Source organism: Halorientalis salina, assembly GCF_005049285.1.
Classification (GTDB): domain Archaea; phylum Halobacteriota; class Halobacteria; order Halobacteriales; family Haloarculaceae; genus Halorientalis; species Halorientalis salina.
On the sequence record NZ_SOSC01000003.1, the window covers coordinates 362817 to 376581 of the forward strand.

The 13765-nt window shown below is 63.1% G+C and carries 12 protein-coding genes; 7 read left to right on the plus strand and 5 right to left on the minus strand.

Going from position 1 to position 13765, the window contains the following annotated elements:
- Positions 1-30: 30 nt before the first annotated feature.
- Positions 31-495, minus strand: a complete 465-nt coding sequence (locus E2481_RS09000; RefSeq protein WP_136716799.1) for a chemotaxis protein CheW — start codon at positions 493-495, stop codon at positions 31-33.
- Between the two features lie 278 nt (positions 496-773).
- On the opposite strand from E2481_RS09000, the gene E2481_RS09005 reads away from it, so the two are divergent.
- From E2481_RS09005 to E2481_RS09025, 5 genes are all read left to right on the plus strand, one after another.
- A complete protein-coding gene (locus tag E2481_RS09005; RefSeq protein WP_136716800.1) occupies positions 774-1913 on the plus strand; it encodes a protein-glutamate methylesterase/protein-glutamine glutaminase in 1140 nt (379 codons plus the stop codon).
- Positions 1914-1915: 2 nt separating this feature from the next.
- On the plus strand, positions 1916-3922 hold the full coding sequence (cheA, locus tag E2481_RS09010) for a chemotaxis protein CheA (protein WP_136716801.1): 2007 nt from the start codon (positions 1916-1918) through the stop codon (positions 3920-3922).
- Positions 3923-4000: 78 nt separating this feature from the next.
- Positions 4001-4819 carry a CheR family methyltransferase gene (locus tag E2481_RS09015; protein WP_136716802.1) on the plus strand — a complete coding sequence of 273 codons (819 nt, stop codon included), beginning with the start codon at positions 4001-4003 and terminating at the stop codon, positions 4817-4819.
- Positions 4819-6066 (plus strand): HEAT repeat domain-containing protein, encoded by a 1248-nt coding sequence (locus tag E2481_RS09020; RefSeq protein ID WP_136716803.1) that lies wholly within the window; start codon positions 4819-4821, stop codon positions 6064-6066. Before E2481_RS09015 ends, E2481_RS09020 begins: the two co-directional genes overlap by 1 nt.
- Positions 6067-6163: 97 nt before the next feature.
- Positions 6164-7030, plus strand: a complete 867-nt coding sequence (locus E2481_RS09025; RefSeq protein WP_136716804.1) for a CheF family chemotaxis protein — start codon at positions 6164-6166, stop codon at positions 7028-7030.
- Here E2481_RS09025 and E2481_RS09030 read toward each other — a convergent pair whose 3' ends face one another.
- Positions 7031-7900, minus strand: coding sequence for a CheF family chemotaxis protein (locus E2481_RS09030; RefSeq protein ID WP_136716805.1), 870 nt, complete (start codon positions 7898-7900; stop codon positions 7031-7033). It abuts the gene before it with no gap.
- A gap of 372 nt (positions 7901-8272) precedes the next feature.
- Positions 8273-9439 (minus strand): transposase, encoded by a 1167-nt coding sequence (locus E2481_RS09035; protein ID WP_250137769.1) that lies wholly within the window; start codon positions 9437-9439, stop codon positions 8273-8275.
- Between the two features lie 119 nt (positions 9440-9558).
- Between E2481_RS09035 and E2481_RS09040 the strand changes: the two genes are divergently transcribed.
- Positions 9559-10890, plus strand: a complete 1332-nt coding sequence (locus E2481_RS09040; RefSeq protein WP_136716806.1) for an RNA-guided endonuclease InsQ/TnpB family protein — start codon at positions 9559-9561, stop codon at positions 10888-10890.
- A 44-nt stretch (positions 10891-10934) separates the two neighbouring features.
- Here the strand turns inward: E2481_RS09040 and E2481_RS09045 are convergent, their stop codons facing one another.
- Together E2481_RS09045 and E2481_RS09050 are read right to left on the minus strand one after the other, a co-directional pair.
- Positions 10935-11372: a DUF7112 family protein gene (locus E2481_RS09045; RefSeq protein WP_136716807.1), complete on the minus strand. Its 438-nt coding sequence runs from the start codon at positions 11370-11372 to the stop codon at positions 10935-10937.
- Positions 11372-11761: a 30S ribosomal protein S6e gene (locus E2481_RS09050; protein ID WP_136716808.1), complete on the minus strand. Its 390-nt coding sequence runs from the start codon at positions 11759-11761 to the stop codon at positions 11372-11374. Before E2481_RS09050 ends, E2481_RS09045 begins: the two co-directional genes overlap by 1 nt.
- Positions 11762-11965: 204 nt before the next feature.
- On the opposite strand from E2481_RS09050, the gene E2481_RS09055 reads away from it, so the two are divergent.
- A complete protein-coding gene (locus tag E2481_RS09055; protein ID WP_136716809.1) occupies positions 11966-13759 on the plus strand; it encodes an alpha/beta hydrolase family protein in 1794 nt (597 codons plus the stop codon).
- The last annotated feature ends 6 nt before the right edge of the window (positions 13760-13765 follow it).

A 13765-nucleotide genomic window follows, 5' to 3' on the forward strand; every position in this document is an offset into this window, starting at 1 on the left:
GGGCATCGATGCCGACGGTTGGCGGCGGCGCTAGCTGTGAACGGCCTGGGGGTCGACCCAGATGACGAAGCTGTCGTCGTCGGTGTCGCCGTGTTTGATGACGCCGCGAACCGCTTCGCGACCGCTTTCGGGCGCGTCTTCGACGGTCTCGTCGTCGAGTTTGACGACCTGGTACACCTCGTCGACGAGCCAACCGGCCGCCTTCCGGTTGGCGATGATGTCCGGGTCGAAGACGATGATGCGCTTGCTGTCGGCCGACGTCTCGTCGATGTCGAAGACGGTTTTCGGATCGACGATGGCCGTCGTTCGACCGCGCAGATCCATCACGCCGTCGACGTAGTCGGGTGCGTTCGGGAGGTCGGTCAGGTCACCGACGTCGACGATCTCGGTGACGTAGTCGATATCGACGCAGTACGTCTCCGAGCCGAGTTTGAACTCCAGTACCTGCCCGGTCGCATCGACGTCGTCCGTGTTCGTGGGTGTCGCCTGTGACATATCCGTTCACCTCGACCGCGCCCGCTTGCGGTCGTTCTCCGTACCGATTCGGAGAGCCGAACCGAACTTAAGACTGACCCCTGGGCTATCACATTTGATTACGGGGGCGGTGTCTTTATTGGTCGCTCGCGGGTACGATAGCAACAGAACTAAAGGATGGCGTCAGCCCTGGCACGTGAGAGGCAGAGTCACCACGTCGAACGACAGTCGGTCGTGTGGCCGGCGGTCGGTTCGGAGGGCGTGGACAACGACTGGATCGGGCACGCGGGGACGGCGTAATGGCGAACGCGTCAGCCGGCGTGACACGGGCAGTCGTGACCGACGATTCACACTTCATGCGAAGCGTCATCTCCGACATCCTCGAAGACGGCGGCGTCGAGGTCGTGGCGCAGGCGAAAAACGGTCTGGAGGCGGTCGAAGCCGTCGAGCAACACGACCCCGACGTCGTGACGATGGACGTCGAGATGCCGGAGATGAACGGGATCGAGGCAGTCGAGCGCATCACGACCGAGCACCCGACGCCGGTGCTCATGCTGTCGGCCCACACCGACGAGAACGCCGACGTGACCTTCCAGGCACTGGAGAGCGGTGCCGTGGACTTCTTCACGAAACCCGGCGGCGAGGTGTCGATGGAGATGTCCCGACTGAAAGATCAACTCGTCGACATGGTCACCTCGGTCGCCAGCGTCGACGTGTCGGTCGGGTCGGCCACCGACACGACGTCACCGGACGAAGCATACGCACAGGCCGTCGAAACCGTCGAGCAGGGCACCGAGACGGAGACGAGTTCGGCCAGCGGTGAGACGGCCGTCGAAACGACCGACCGGTCCTACGTCGAGAACCCGACGCTACTCATCGGTTCCTCGACCGGCGGACCGACCGTCGTCGAGCAGGTCCTCTCGGAACTGCCGCTCGAGGCGGACTTCCGCGTCCTCATCGTCCAGCACATGCCCAACGGGTTCACGGGCCGGTTCGCGGAGCGGCTGGACAACCGAAGCGCCTACGACGTGCGGGAGGCGAGCCACGGCGACCGGATCGGCGGCGGCGAGGCGCTGGTCGCCCGGGGCGGCGAACACATGGTGGTCTCGAACTACGCGAGCGGTCGGCTGCGAGTCAAACTGAACGAAGAGGAGCCGGTAAACAGCGTGCGCCCGGCCGTCGACGTGACGATGAAGTCGGCCGCAGAGATCATCGACGGGCCGATGACGGCGGTCATCCTCACCGGGATGGGGGCCGACGGCGCCGACGGAATTCGCGCGGTCAAGGCGGCGGGCGGGCGGACGATCGCCCAGGACGAGGAAACCTCAGCCGTCTACGGGATGCCCCAGCGGGCCGTCGAGACGGGCATGGTCGACGAGGTTCTGCCCCTGTCGAAGATCACCGACGGGGTTTTGGATACGATCACGGAGGCACACTAACGATGGTTGACGAACAATATCTCGACGCGTTCATTCGCGAAAGCGAGGAAGCGATCACGGAACTGAACAACTCACTGCTGGATTTAGAATCCGATCCCGACAACCAGGAGGCGATGGACTCCATCTTCCGGACGGCCCACACGCTGAAGGGGAACTTCGGGGCGATGGGGTTCGACGACGCCAGCGATCTGGCCCACGCCGTGGAGGACCTCTTGGACGAGATGCGCGAGGGGGACATGGAGGTGACGCCGGAGATCATGGACATGATCTTCGACGGCGTCGACCAGATCGAGGTCATCGTCGGCGAGATCGAAGCCGATGGCGAATCGTCGACCGATACCTCGGCGATGGTCGAGGAGATTCGAGGGGTCCTCGAAAACGGAGCGCCGGACGGCGAATCGGCAGCCACCGACGATGGCGGCGACGAAGACGCGGGCGGCAGTTCCGACGCGGGCAGTCCCGACGACGCGGCGTCGGCGGCCGACGGGAGCGACGTCGACGTCGACGAGTCGGTGTTCGCCGAGGCGGGCGTCGAGGCCGATTCGGCCCACCACGTTCGCGTCGAGATGGGCGACAGCGACATGAAAGGCGTCGACGGCATGCTGGTCGTCGAGGCCGTCGCCGAGACCTTCGAGTTGCTCGCGGCGTCGCCCGACCGCGCGGACATCGAGAACGGCGAGTACGAGACGGGGTTCGACCTGCTCGTCGACGCAGACGACACCGCGGCGGTCGAGTCCGAACTCGACAGCACCAGCAAGCTAGACGAGTACGGCGTGGTCGAGATCGACGACATCGGTGCGAGCGAGAGCGACGACAGTGGCGGCAGCGACGGAACGAGCAGTCGGTCCGCCTCGTCGGCGGACTCGTCGGTCGACGAGATCAAGTCCGTCAGGGTCGACGTCGACCAGTTAGACGAGTTACACGGCCAGGTCGAGCAACTCGTCACGAGTCGGATCAAGCTCCGGCGGGCCATCGAGGAAGAGGACGTCGACAGCGCCAGCGAGAACATCAACGAACTCGACAAGATCTCGGCGAGCCTGCAGGACACGGTCATGGACATGCGGCTCATCCCGCTGAAGAAGATCGTCGGGAAGTTCCCGCGACTGGTCCGTGACCTCGCGCGCGAACTGGACAAGGAGGTCGACTTCCAGATCGAGGGCGAGGACATCGAACTCGACCGGACCATCCTCACCGAGATCTCGGACCCGCTGATGCACATTCTGCGCAACGCCGTCGACCACGGTATCGAACCGCCCGAGGAACGCGAGCAACTCGGCAAACCGCGCGAGGGGCGAGTCGAGTTGCGCGCGACGCGGGAGCGCGACCACGTCATCATCGAAGTCGAGGACGACGGGGCCGGCCTCGCCGTCGAGGACATCCGCGAACAGGCCATCGAACACGACTTCAAGACCGAGGAAGAACTCGACGAGATGGACGACTCGGACATCTACGATCTGGCGTTCCACCCCGGCCTCTCGACGAAAGAGGAGGTCACCGACACGAGCGGGCGCGGCGTCGGGATGGACGTCGTCCACGACACCGTCACGCAACTCGACGGCTCCGTCAGCGTCGACAGCGAACCCGGCGAGGGGACCACCGTCTCGCTGCGCCTGCCGGTGACGATGGCCATCGTCAAAGTCCTCTTCGTCCAGGTCGGCGACGAGCAGTACGGCATCCCGATCAAGAACATCGACGAGATCAGCCAGAAAAACGACGTCAAGGTCGTCAACGGCGAGGAAGTCATCGAACACAACGACGAGATCTACCCCATCGTCAAACTCGCCGAGGCGTTCGACGTGCCCGACGCGAAGATGAACGGCGAGGGGATGCTCGTACGCATCCGCGAGTCCGAACGCCAGGTCGCACTCCAGTGTGACGCCGTCACCCAACAGGAAGAGGTCGTCGTCAAGCCGCTCGAAGGCATCCTCAGCGGGACGCCCGGCCTCTCCGGGACGGCCGTCCTCGGCGACGGCAACATCGTCCACATCCTCGACGTGGTGTCGCTGTGATGGCGGCTCGAACCCGTCGATCACCGCGCAATTGCGTCCCCGATCGACAGCCAGGCACCCCCCGAACCCATCCCACCAATGACAGATAGTAGACAAGATTCGCCGGACGCGTTCGAGCGGTTACTGACGTACATCGAGACGGACGTCGGTTTCGAGACGGGGTTTTACAACGACGCCTATCTCGACCGGCGGATCACCGCGCGGATGCGTCGGACCGGGGCCGACAGCTACGCGGAGTACCTCGATCAGTTGCAGACGGTCGAGGAGGAACCGGAGCAGTTGCTCGACTCGCTGTCGATCAACGTGACCGGTTTCTTCCGGAACCCCGAGGCATGGGAGGGGATCCGGTCGGTCCTGCGAACGCTGACCGAGGAGCGTCGCGACGTGCGGATCTGGAGCGCGCCCTGTGCGGACGGGCGCGAGCCGTACTCGCTGGCGATGCTGTCGCTGGACGACCCGGAGATCGACGAGCGACGGGTGTCGATCCTCGGGACGGACATCAGCGACGACTCCCTGGCGGTCGGCCGCGCCGGCGTCTACGAGACGTCCCAGACGACCGACATCGCAGAAGAGCTGGCACCGCTCGACGACTACGAACCGTACGTCGACCAGGACGGCAACCGCTTCGAGATGCGCCAGGCGGTCAAGGACCTCGTCACCTTCGAGAAACACGACCTGATCCGCGGGGCGTCCAAGCGGAACTTCGACCTGGTGCTCTGTCGGAACCTGCTGATCTACATCGACACGGAGTTCAAGGTACCCATCTTCGAGACCATCGAGGGGTCGCTGCGCGAGGACGGCTATCTCGTCATCGGCATGACCGAAACGCTCCCCCACGAGTGTCGGGACACCTTCGAGGCCGAAGACAAACGACATCGGATCTACCGGAAAGCATAATGTCACTGTTCCAGTTCGAGCGGGAAGGCGACGTCGAGAAACTGTTGAGCGTCACCAGGACCAGTGACAACGCCGAAGTCAAGGCCCGAGCGGCGCGGATCCTGGGCGATTTCGACGAGGAGACACGCGAGGGCCACGACGTGATCGGGCGACTGGTCAAGATGGTCGAGGAGAGCGAGAACAAGAAGGTCACCGCCGCCTCCATCGACGCCCTGAACGAGATCGGCCAGCCCGCGATCGAGGAGTTGATCTCCGAGTTGGCCGGGATCGACCTCGGCGACGACCAGCAGGCCGACTGGGCGAAGGCCAAAGCCTTCTCGAAGGCGCTCGACGCCGATATCCCAGAGCTCCGGATGGCGGCGGCCAACGCCCTGGGCGAACTCGGAAAAGAGGACGTGCTCCCGCAGTTACTGGAAACGCTCGACGACCCGGACCCGCGGGTGCGTGCCCGAGCCGCCCGGGCGGCCGGTCGGATCGAGGACGCCAGGGCCTGTGACGCGCTCATCGAGCGCCTCGGGGACCCGAAGGCGGCGGTCAGACAGGAGGCCGCCGAGGCGCTGGGGGCGATCAGCAACCGGCAGGCGCTGAACGCCCTGTTGAACATGTTCGACGACGACCGGGCGGTGATCCGGCGCATCGCCGTCGGCGCGATGGGGAACTTCGGCAACGCGAAACCGGTCGACGGCCTCATCGAGGCGCTCTCCGACGACAACCCCTCTGTCCGGCGGACGGCCGTCTACTCCATCATCGAGTTGCTCTCGAACGTGCCGACCGAGCAGAGTCACCAGATCCGCGAGACGGTCGTCGAGAAGTTGAACGAGACCGACGACAAGAGCGTCATCGTCCCGCTGGTCGACATCTTAGAGGAGAGCACGCAGAGCCGACAGCGACGGAACACCGCCTGGTTGCTCGGGCGGGTCGCGGGCGAGAACAGCGACGGGTACGTGCGCGTCGTCGACGCGCTGGTCGAGACGCTCACCGACGAGGACCAGATGACGAGCCAGTTCGCCGCGACGAGCCTCGCCGAGATCGGCGGGACCGAGGTCGAGACCAGGCTGCTCGAAATCGTCGACGACACGACGAACGACGACAACGTGCGAGCCCAGGCCGTGTTCACGCTCGGGAAGGTCGGTGGCGACCGCAGTCGGAAGCGACTCGACCGGCTCATCGACAAGACCGACAACGAGCAGATGCGCAAGAAGGCCTTCTCGGCCATCTCGAAACTCGGTGGGAGAGGGATCCAGTGAGCGGACCGACCGAGTGGGGCCGGGGTTCGATCGTTCGAGTAAGAAGAAAGTTAATACCAGTTCGGGGCATATATCCCGGTAATCCCGGCACAGACGCATGAGCGAGGGTGAGCACAAACTAGCCGATTCGCAGGGAAAATTCGCCCAGGTAGTGAAAAACGGGCGCAAACTCAACGACATCGACTGGAAGAACGGTCGGATCCTGCTCACGAACAAACGCATCGTGCTCGTGAGCAACGAGGGCAAGCGGACCATCCCGCTCTCGAACCTCGACGGCCTGAAAGGCCGCGTCGACGTCAATCAGACCATCGCACAGGTCTCGGGCTACCTCTCGCTCCAGTTGGGGAAAGACGTCACGCTCGTCGCCCCGAACGACACCGAGTCGTTCAAAACGAAGCTGTTCAAGGCGCTGCTGGACCAGAGCATCATTCTCGCGAAACACCCCGCCGTCAAGGGCGGCGTCATCCAGGAGAGCGAGTGGCAGAAGGGGCGGTTGAAAGTCGACGACAGCGAAGTCGACCTCGCGCTCTCGGACGGCAAGTTCATCGAAGTCGACCTGGACGACATCGGCGGCGTCGAACAGGGCGAGCGGACGGTCATGGACCAGGAGCGACTCGTGCTGGAGGTCGAACACACGGAAGGAGAGAACACGAGCGTCCAGACGCACCTCTCGGGCAAACGCCGGCACATGTCCTTTCTCCACAGTCTCCTCCGCGAGGGCGAACAGCGCGCGGAGGTCAACGCCGACCTCAGCGAGCGCGAACACGAGGTGTTGATGGCGCTGTACTCCGGCGTCTCCCCCTTCGAGATCCCGAACTTCGTCGACATGGACGTCGACCGCGTCGAGGAGGTGTACGACCGCCTCATCGAACTGGAGATCCTAGAGGAAGTCCGGACGCGGAAGGAAGTCGCGCTCAAAGCGCGCGGTCGCAACATCGCGAGCGACGCGATCAACGAGCGGTAACTAGGCGTTGACGTCTTCGAGTTTGCTGCTGACGATGATCCGACCTTTGGCAGTGAGTTGCGTCGTCTCCCCGCCGTCGCGGATCAGGTCCTTCTCGATCAGGTCGTTGAGCATCATCGTCACCTGACTGGGCTCCTTGCCGAGAACGCTCGCCAGCGAGACGCCGGGGTCCGAGGAGTAGACGGCGACGAGCAGTTCGGTTTCCTCCTCCGAGAGGTCGACGTCTTCGAGGTCCTCGATGATGTCGCTGTACTCCAGTCGGAGGTACCGCCCGAGGAGGCTCATCTTCCGCGCCGAATCGATGGCGGCCAGCGAGGTGACCGCCTGCCCGCCGTCCATGTGCCGAACGGACAGGACCTGCCGGGTCGAGCCGGCGATCTCCCGCTTTTTCTCCTCGAAGTTCGTCACCGTCGAGAGGTCGACGGTAAAGGCGGCGTCGGTGCCCGTGAACTCGACTTTGTGGCGCTTGAGCGTCAGTTTCGCGCTGTAGAAATTCTCGCCGGTGACGCGGCCACCGACCTGGGCCGGGTGTTTGACCATCATGGTCGTCCCGTTCAACAGCGCCTTGAACAGGACCGTCGAGAACTTCTCGATCTTCTCGTCGCTGGCCTCGACGGCCGCGATGTGACGGTTCCCGTTCGTGTTGAAGGCGATGGTGACCGTCGAATCGAAGAACGCCCCGAAGTCCTGTGGGACCTTTCCGACCGCGACGTCGAACACGTTCGAGAGCGGGACCGTCAGTTTGTCGCCGTCAGTCGCCAGCACCAGCCGCTTCTTGCTGAGGAGGACCCGACCCTGCACCGGTTCGGCCCGCCCAGCGGTGCTGGTGTTGAATTTGCCGACGAAATCCGCGATCACTGATTCCGACATGATGTGCGAGACCGGGTGATACGCACCGTTCGTCTGGCCGAGTATTGAGCGTTACGTGCCCCGGTCGGTATCAGGTGACAGTACTGCAACAGTTAAAAGCGTTCGGCGGATATTGCGGGCCGAACTCCCGAGAGACAGTTACAGAAGTTCGAGGAGAAAGCCCACGAGTTTACAGTAGTTGCTGATTCGACTGCGAGAATTGCTGAAGAGGAGTTGCGTTCTCGGCTCTGTTCAAGATCGACGTCACCGTCTGGGAGAACGGTAGCTGACTGCCGGCCAAGAACCTCCGACGAGGACTGTTCTGACAGTCTTGCCAGTAGCCCGGGGCGTCTGACTCGGGCGGACGGCCCGAGTCAATCGCCGGGTGCAACCCTACCCGTCCGGGATGGGACCGAGAAAGTGCCGGAACAGGGCGGTCGGGAGGACTGATGTTCTCCCGACCGCCCGATCTGGCGCGAGTAGCAGGTTCGTCAACACCCACAGATTGTACAGCGCCACAGCAAACAGAAAGTAGAACAACCGCACAGAGAACGTCGGTGACGATGTTTTCGGAAGAAACTCTGTGACTTTCCGGTAAGACGTTTCGATGCCCCAACGGCGGCGATAGGCTTCTGCGAGTGGCTGAGCGACGTCACCTGTGACGTCGCGGTTAGTCACCAGACAAAAATGATCGTCCTCACGGGAACGATGTGGGACGACGACGAGCCGGACTGTCGTCCGGCCCGTCGGTGGGTTTGATCGCGCCATCTCGTACTCTGCGACGAACGTGTCTTCGTCGTGGTCGGCGATGAATCGCTGTACTTTCCGTGTCTGTGGCGCACGCATCACGAACTCAACGTCCAACTTCTCCAGCGTCAACGCGAGATGGACGCGATAGAAGCCACGATCGAGGTAGACACGGTTTATCTCGACGTATTCCCGTGCTTGAGAGACGAGTTGGCGGATCGCCTCCGCCAACTCGTCGGTGCCGTTTCCATCCAGTGCGACCCAACCAAGCGTGAATCGGACGCTCGGATCAACGATACAGATGGTGGCGAACTTGTATGCGGAGTCTGTTCCTCGGTCGGGATCAATCCGGGAAATATGCGGTGTGTCGCTGTCACTGTAGTACAGCCAGTCGTGAACGTCGATTGCGACGTCGACTGGCTTTGTGAACAGCCGGTTGCGGGCTGCTTCGGCGAGGACAGCATCGCGGACGCGGTCGAACTGGTTGTCGACCGCGTCCGCGTCAAGTCCACGAAGATGGTATAATAGTGCTCTCGCCAGCGGATTCCGTGACTCGACTCCAACGTCTACGTCGTTACCACGAGCGAGTTGGTAGGCTTTCGCGCCAGCGTTGGCAAACTCATTGTCGAAGGCAATCCGAGCGAGGACTCGCTGGAAGTCCTCGCTCGGATAGGTGCCGTTGTCCGCAACATCGAAATCAAGATCCGGAAACAGCATCGACGAGGCGGCACGACTCACCTGTTTTGCTTCGGCTGTCTCGACCATATCGAGACAATGACCGCGACGACAATCGATTCTCTCCCGCTTCAGCAACTACTGTTTACTCGTGGGATGAATCCGCCACTCCGACAATCAAACCACACGAACCAGCCAACCTGAGTCTCCCACGTAAAACCAAACACTTAGATATTCTCAAATAATACATATAACGTATGAAGCGAGCCAACCAGTTCAACGTTCGCCTCTGCTCTAAGAAAGAGCGGGAGGTGTTCAAACACTGGTTGGACGCTTCTGCAAGTCTCTGGAACGAGACAAACTACGCTCGCCGCCAAGCCTTCCTCGAAGACAAAAGCGTCTGGGACGTTGACACCGGCAAACTCGAAGGCAAATACAAAAACGTTCTCAGCAGTAGTGTCGCCCAGCAAATCATCCGGAAAAACTCGGAAGCGTGGCGCTCGTTCTTCTCCAGCAACGAAAAATACCATGCTGGAAAACTCGAAGACAAACCCAGCCCACCCGGTTACTGGGGTAACGAAGAAGACGGACGTGTCCTCCGTTCATACGTCCGAAAAGACCAGTACACCATCGAGTTCGGGGAGCGTTCCCGACTTGAAATCCCGATTGGTTCCGAGTTGAAAGACAAACTTGGGTTAAATCGGAACGAGCGCCTTCGTGTTGAAATCGCTGGCGACCCAAAATGGCATGGCGAGCAAAACCGGTTAGAACTCGTGTACGACGAAACCGCTGACACGTTCAGGGCTTTCCAACCAGTCACCGTTGATGATTCTCGACTGGATTCACCACTGGCTTCGGAAGAAGCCGCTCTGGACGTTGGCGCGAACCACCTCGTCGCCTGCACAGTCTCGACCGGCACTCAATACCTGTACGAAGGGCGTGACCTGTTTGAACAGTTCCGTGAAACCACGGAACAAATCGCGGACTACCAGTCACTCCTCGACAACCAGCGCGAGTCCAGCAAGCGCATCGACCGGTTATACCGGAAACGCACGAACTGGCGCAACCACGCCCAAGACAGTCTTGTTCGTGACCTCGTAGAACGCCTGTACAATGAAGGTGTTTCAACGTTGTACGTGGGCGACATCAAGGGCGTCCTCGATACACACTGGAAACCGCGTGTGAACGCGAAAACGCACAATTTCTGGGCGTTCAGACGGTTCATCGACCGCCTCGAAGACGTGTGCGAAGAGTACGGCATCACGGTTGCAGAAGAATCCGAGGCATGGACAAGTCAAGAGTGTCCGGCGTGTGGCGAGCGAGAAGATACAATCCGCCACGAGGATTCGTTAACGTGTCCATGTGGATTTGAAGGGCATGCTGACCTGGTAGCGTCGGCATCGTTCCTGAGACGGCAGACGAATGAAGTCGGGTCGATGGCACGGCCTGTGTACCTCAAGTGGAACAATCACGAATGGCGGGACCATCATAGCCCGCCCTCTCCGGTGGAGACAACAGCCAACGAGGAATACACAAACCAGAGTACCACGGAAAGGAATATCGCTCTCGGCGCGTCTCAGACTGACTGAGACTCCCACGAGAGGAATCCCACGAGTTCACTCGTGGGTGGATGTCAACCGTCCAGATCGCGGGCGATCGACGAGAGGCTCTCGCTGGGCGGTTCCGTCGCCTCGTAGATCGCTCGCTCGCCGGGTGCGCGCAGTCCGACGGTGTACCCCGACGTGACGACGTCCAGTAGTACCGAGTCACCGACGGCGACGCCGGTCGACCCGAGCCACTCGCCGAGGGCGTCCTCGCCGTCGCCGGGCGAGCGGGCCAGCGTCGGCGTTCGGTAGGCGCCCTTAAAGACAGGCGTGCCATCCAGATCGGTATCGACGTGGCTGTGGTAAGTTCCCTCGTCGAAGACGAGTTCGACGATCTCGTCGGTCGGGACGGCATCGGCCGCGGCGTCGGGAACGACGACCTGTCGTCGGTCGGTCCGACCGACCCGTTCGACGGTCGCCCGGTAGGTATCGATGGCGTCGTGGTCGCTGGGGAGGCGCTCCGGCACTACTCCTCGTCGCCGCCGAGCAGGTCGTCGACGGACTGGGACCCGCGCTCGACGATCTTGGCGTTGATCTGGCGCGTGTCCTCGCTGACCTCGCGGCCGCGGACGGTCACGCGCTTGCGCTCGCCGTCACGCTTCGGGGTGTAGCCGGTGCCGCCGTCCATCAGGATGGCCTTGGTGGTCGGGCCGCGAACGTCGCTGCGCATCGGTCGGCCCGCGGTGTCGGAGCCGCCGGTCAGCTCCAGGGTGTAGCCGTCGAGGCCGACGGCGCCGCCGTCGACTTCCTCGCCGAGCGAGCGGCCGATAAAGCGGTTCGCGTCCTGTCCCTCTGCGTCGAGCTGGTGACTGTCGCCGGTCTCGGGGTCCGCGACGACGACGGTGAAATCTGCCATTGGTGGACGAAAACAGTCCGTCCGCGATAAAAACCCTGTCGAAGCCAGTCCGCGTTCGAACCACCTCGGACCCGCGCCCCACACCGTCCCGCGGGACCGCCCCACGACCCCGAACGCTCGCAGACTGGCTACCATCGAACGACAATACGGCCCAGAGTTGAAAGTTGGAAAGTAATATAACACATTACCCATACGATGGCAATAATGTTCGATAGCGGACCTGACAGCCGAGTCGTACTGCTGGCGGTATCGCTGCTGTTGGTGCTCGCCGGCGGGGCACTCGGCTACTGGGGACACACGGCAGGGGGCGAGATCACGGTCAAAGACGTCCAGTTCGAGGGAACCAACGGGACGACGATGTCCGGGCACCTCTACGTCCCGGAGGGCGTCTCAGCCGAAGAGCCCGCACCTGGCGTGTTAGCGGTTCACGGATACATCAACACGAAACAGGTACAGACACCGTTCGCGACCGAGTACGCTCGGCGGGGCTACGTGACCCTGGCGATTGACCAGACCGGTCACGGCGGCTCGGCACCGCCGGCCTTCGCCAACGCGTTCGGCGGCCCGGACGGGCTGGCGTATCTCCACTCCCGGGAGATCGTCCGGAACGACTCGGTCGCCATCACGGGGCACTCGATGGGCGGCTGGGCGATCACGGCCGCCGCGGGAGTCCACCCGGAGAAATACACCGCGTCGCTTTACCAGGGGTCGGCCCCGGGACCGCTTCCGGGGCAGCCGGCGGTTCCGAACGGCACGGCACCGAACGGGAGTTACACCTACCCCCGGAACATGGGGGTCGTCTTCAGCGAGTACGACGAGTTCCACTGGCTGATGTGGCCCGGGTCGCCGGCCGCCGATGCCGTCTCGGACACCGAGAAGATGCAGACGATGTTCGGCACGAACGAGACGGTCGAGGAAGACCGCGTCTACGGGAACGTCTCGGCGGGCTCGGCCCGCAAGCTGTACACGCCCGCGACGACCCACCCCGGCGACCACATCTCGACGGCCGCCGTCGGTGACTCCGTCGACTGGATCCAGCGGACGGTGCCGGGCGGGACCTCGATGGCGCCCTCGAACCAGGTGTGGTACTGGAAGGAGGTCGGGACCGCCCTCGCGCTCGTCGGTGGAATCCTCTTCCTGTTCCCGGCCGGCAGTCTCCTGCTGGGTCGGGACGCGTTCGAGGACACAACGGGTGACCGCGCCGAACCCGCGGCCGAGTCGGGTCTCGGGTGGTACGCCAACGCCCTGCTGGCGGCCCTGCTGCCGGTGGTGACGTACTACCCCGCGATGGTCGTCGGTGACACGATGGTTCCGGCCACGCCGGTCTTCCCCCAGCAACTCACGAACGGCGTGGCCATCTGGGCGCTCGTGAACACGCTCATCACCGCTGCCCTCGTGGGTATCTGGCACTACCGCCGGGACGCCGAGGGAGACCCGCTGGCGCGCTACGGGCTGGACCGGGGTGACGGCTGGCGGTCGGTCGGCGAGGCGTTCGGCGTCGCGGCCGCGCTCGTCGGTGCGGTCTACCTCCTGGTCCTGGTCGTCGACGCGGTGTTCACCGTCGACTTCCGGATCTGGTTCGTCGCGCTCACGCCGATGTCGACCTGGCACGTGCCGGCGTTCCTGGCGTATCTGCCGATCTTCGTCCTCTTTTTCGTGGCGCTGGGCGTCCTCCTGCACGGTCGACTGCGGACGCCGGCGACGACGGCGTCGCTCCGGCGGGCGATGGCCACGAACACGCTCGTCGTCGCCGGCGGCTTCCTGCTCCTGGTGGCCGTGCAGTACGTGCCGCTCGCGCTCGATAACGCGCTCTTGCTCCCGCAGTTGGCGCTGTACGCCATCGTCTCGCTGTCGTTCGTGCCGGTGCTGGGCGTCGCCGCTGTCATCTCGACGTACTTCTATCGCCGGACCGGGCGCGTCTGGACGGGCGCGTTCGTCAACGCCCTGCTGGTCACCTGGTTCCTGGTGGCGGGCACCGCGACGCACGCGGCGTTGTAGGCCGTC

Bases quoted from the DNA above. Each gene is read 5' to 3' on its own strand.
- cheA (WP_136716801.1), top strand. From the start codon at position 1,916: ATGGTTGACGAACAATATCTCGACGCGTTCATTCGCGAAAGCGAGGAA.
- E2481_RS09055 (WP_136716809.1), top strand. From the start codon at position 11,966: ATGTTCGATAGCGGACCTGACAGCCGAGTCGTACTGCTGGCGGTATCG.
- E2481_RS09020 (WP_136716803.1), top strand. From the start codon at position 4,819: ATGTCACTGTTCCAGTTCGAGCGGGAAGGCGACGTCGAGAAACTGTTG.
- E2481_RS09030 (WP_136716805.1), bottom strand. From the start codon at position 7,900: ATGTCGGAATCAGTGATCGCGGATTTCGTCGGCAAATTCAACACCAGC.
- E2481_RS09000 (WP_136716799.1), bottom strand. From the start codon at position 495: ATGTCACAGGCGACACCCACGAACACGGACGACGTCGATGCGACCGGG.
- E2481_RS09005 (WP_136716800.1), top strand. From the start codon at position 774: ATGGCGAACGCGTCAGCCGGCGTGACACGGGCAGTCGTGACCGACGAT.
- E2481_RS09050 (WP_136716808.1), bottom strand. From the start codon at position 11,761: ATGGCAGATTTCACCGTCGTCGTCGCGGACCCCGAGACCGGCGACAGT.
- E2481_RS09040 (WP_136716806.1), top strand. From the start codon at position 9,559: ATGAAGCGAGCCAACCAGTTCAACGTTCGCCTCTGCTCTAAGAAAGAG.
- E2481_RS09025 (WP_136716804.1), top strand. From the start codon at position 6,164: ATGAGCGAGGGTGAGCACAAACTAGCCGATTCGCAGGGAAAATTCGCC.
- E2481_RS09015 (WP_136716802.1), top strand. From the start codon at position 4,001: ATGACAGATAGTAGACAAGATTCGCCGGACGCGTTCGAGCGGTTACTG.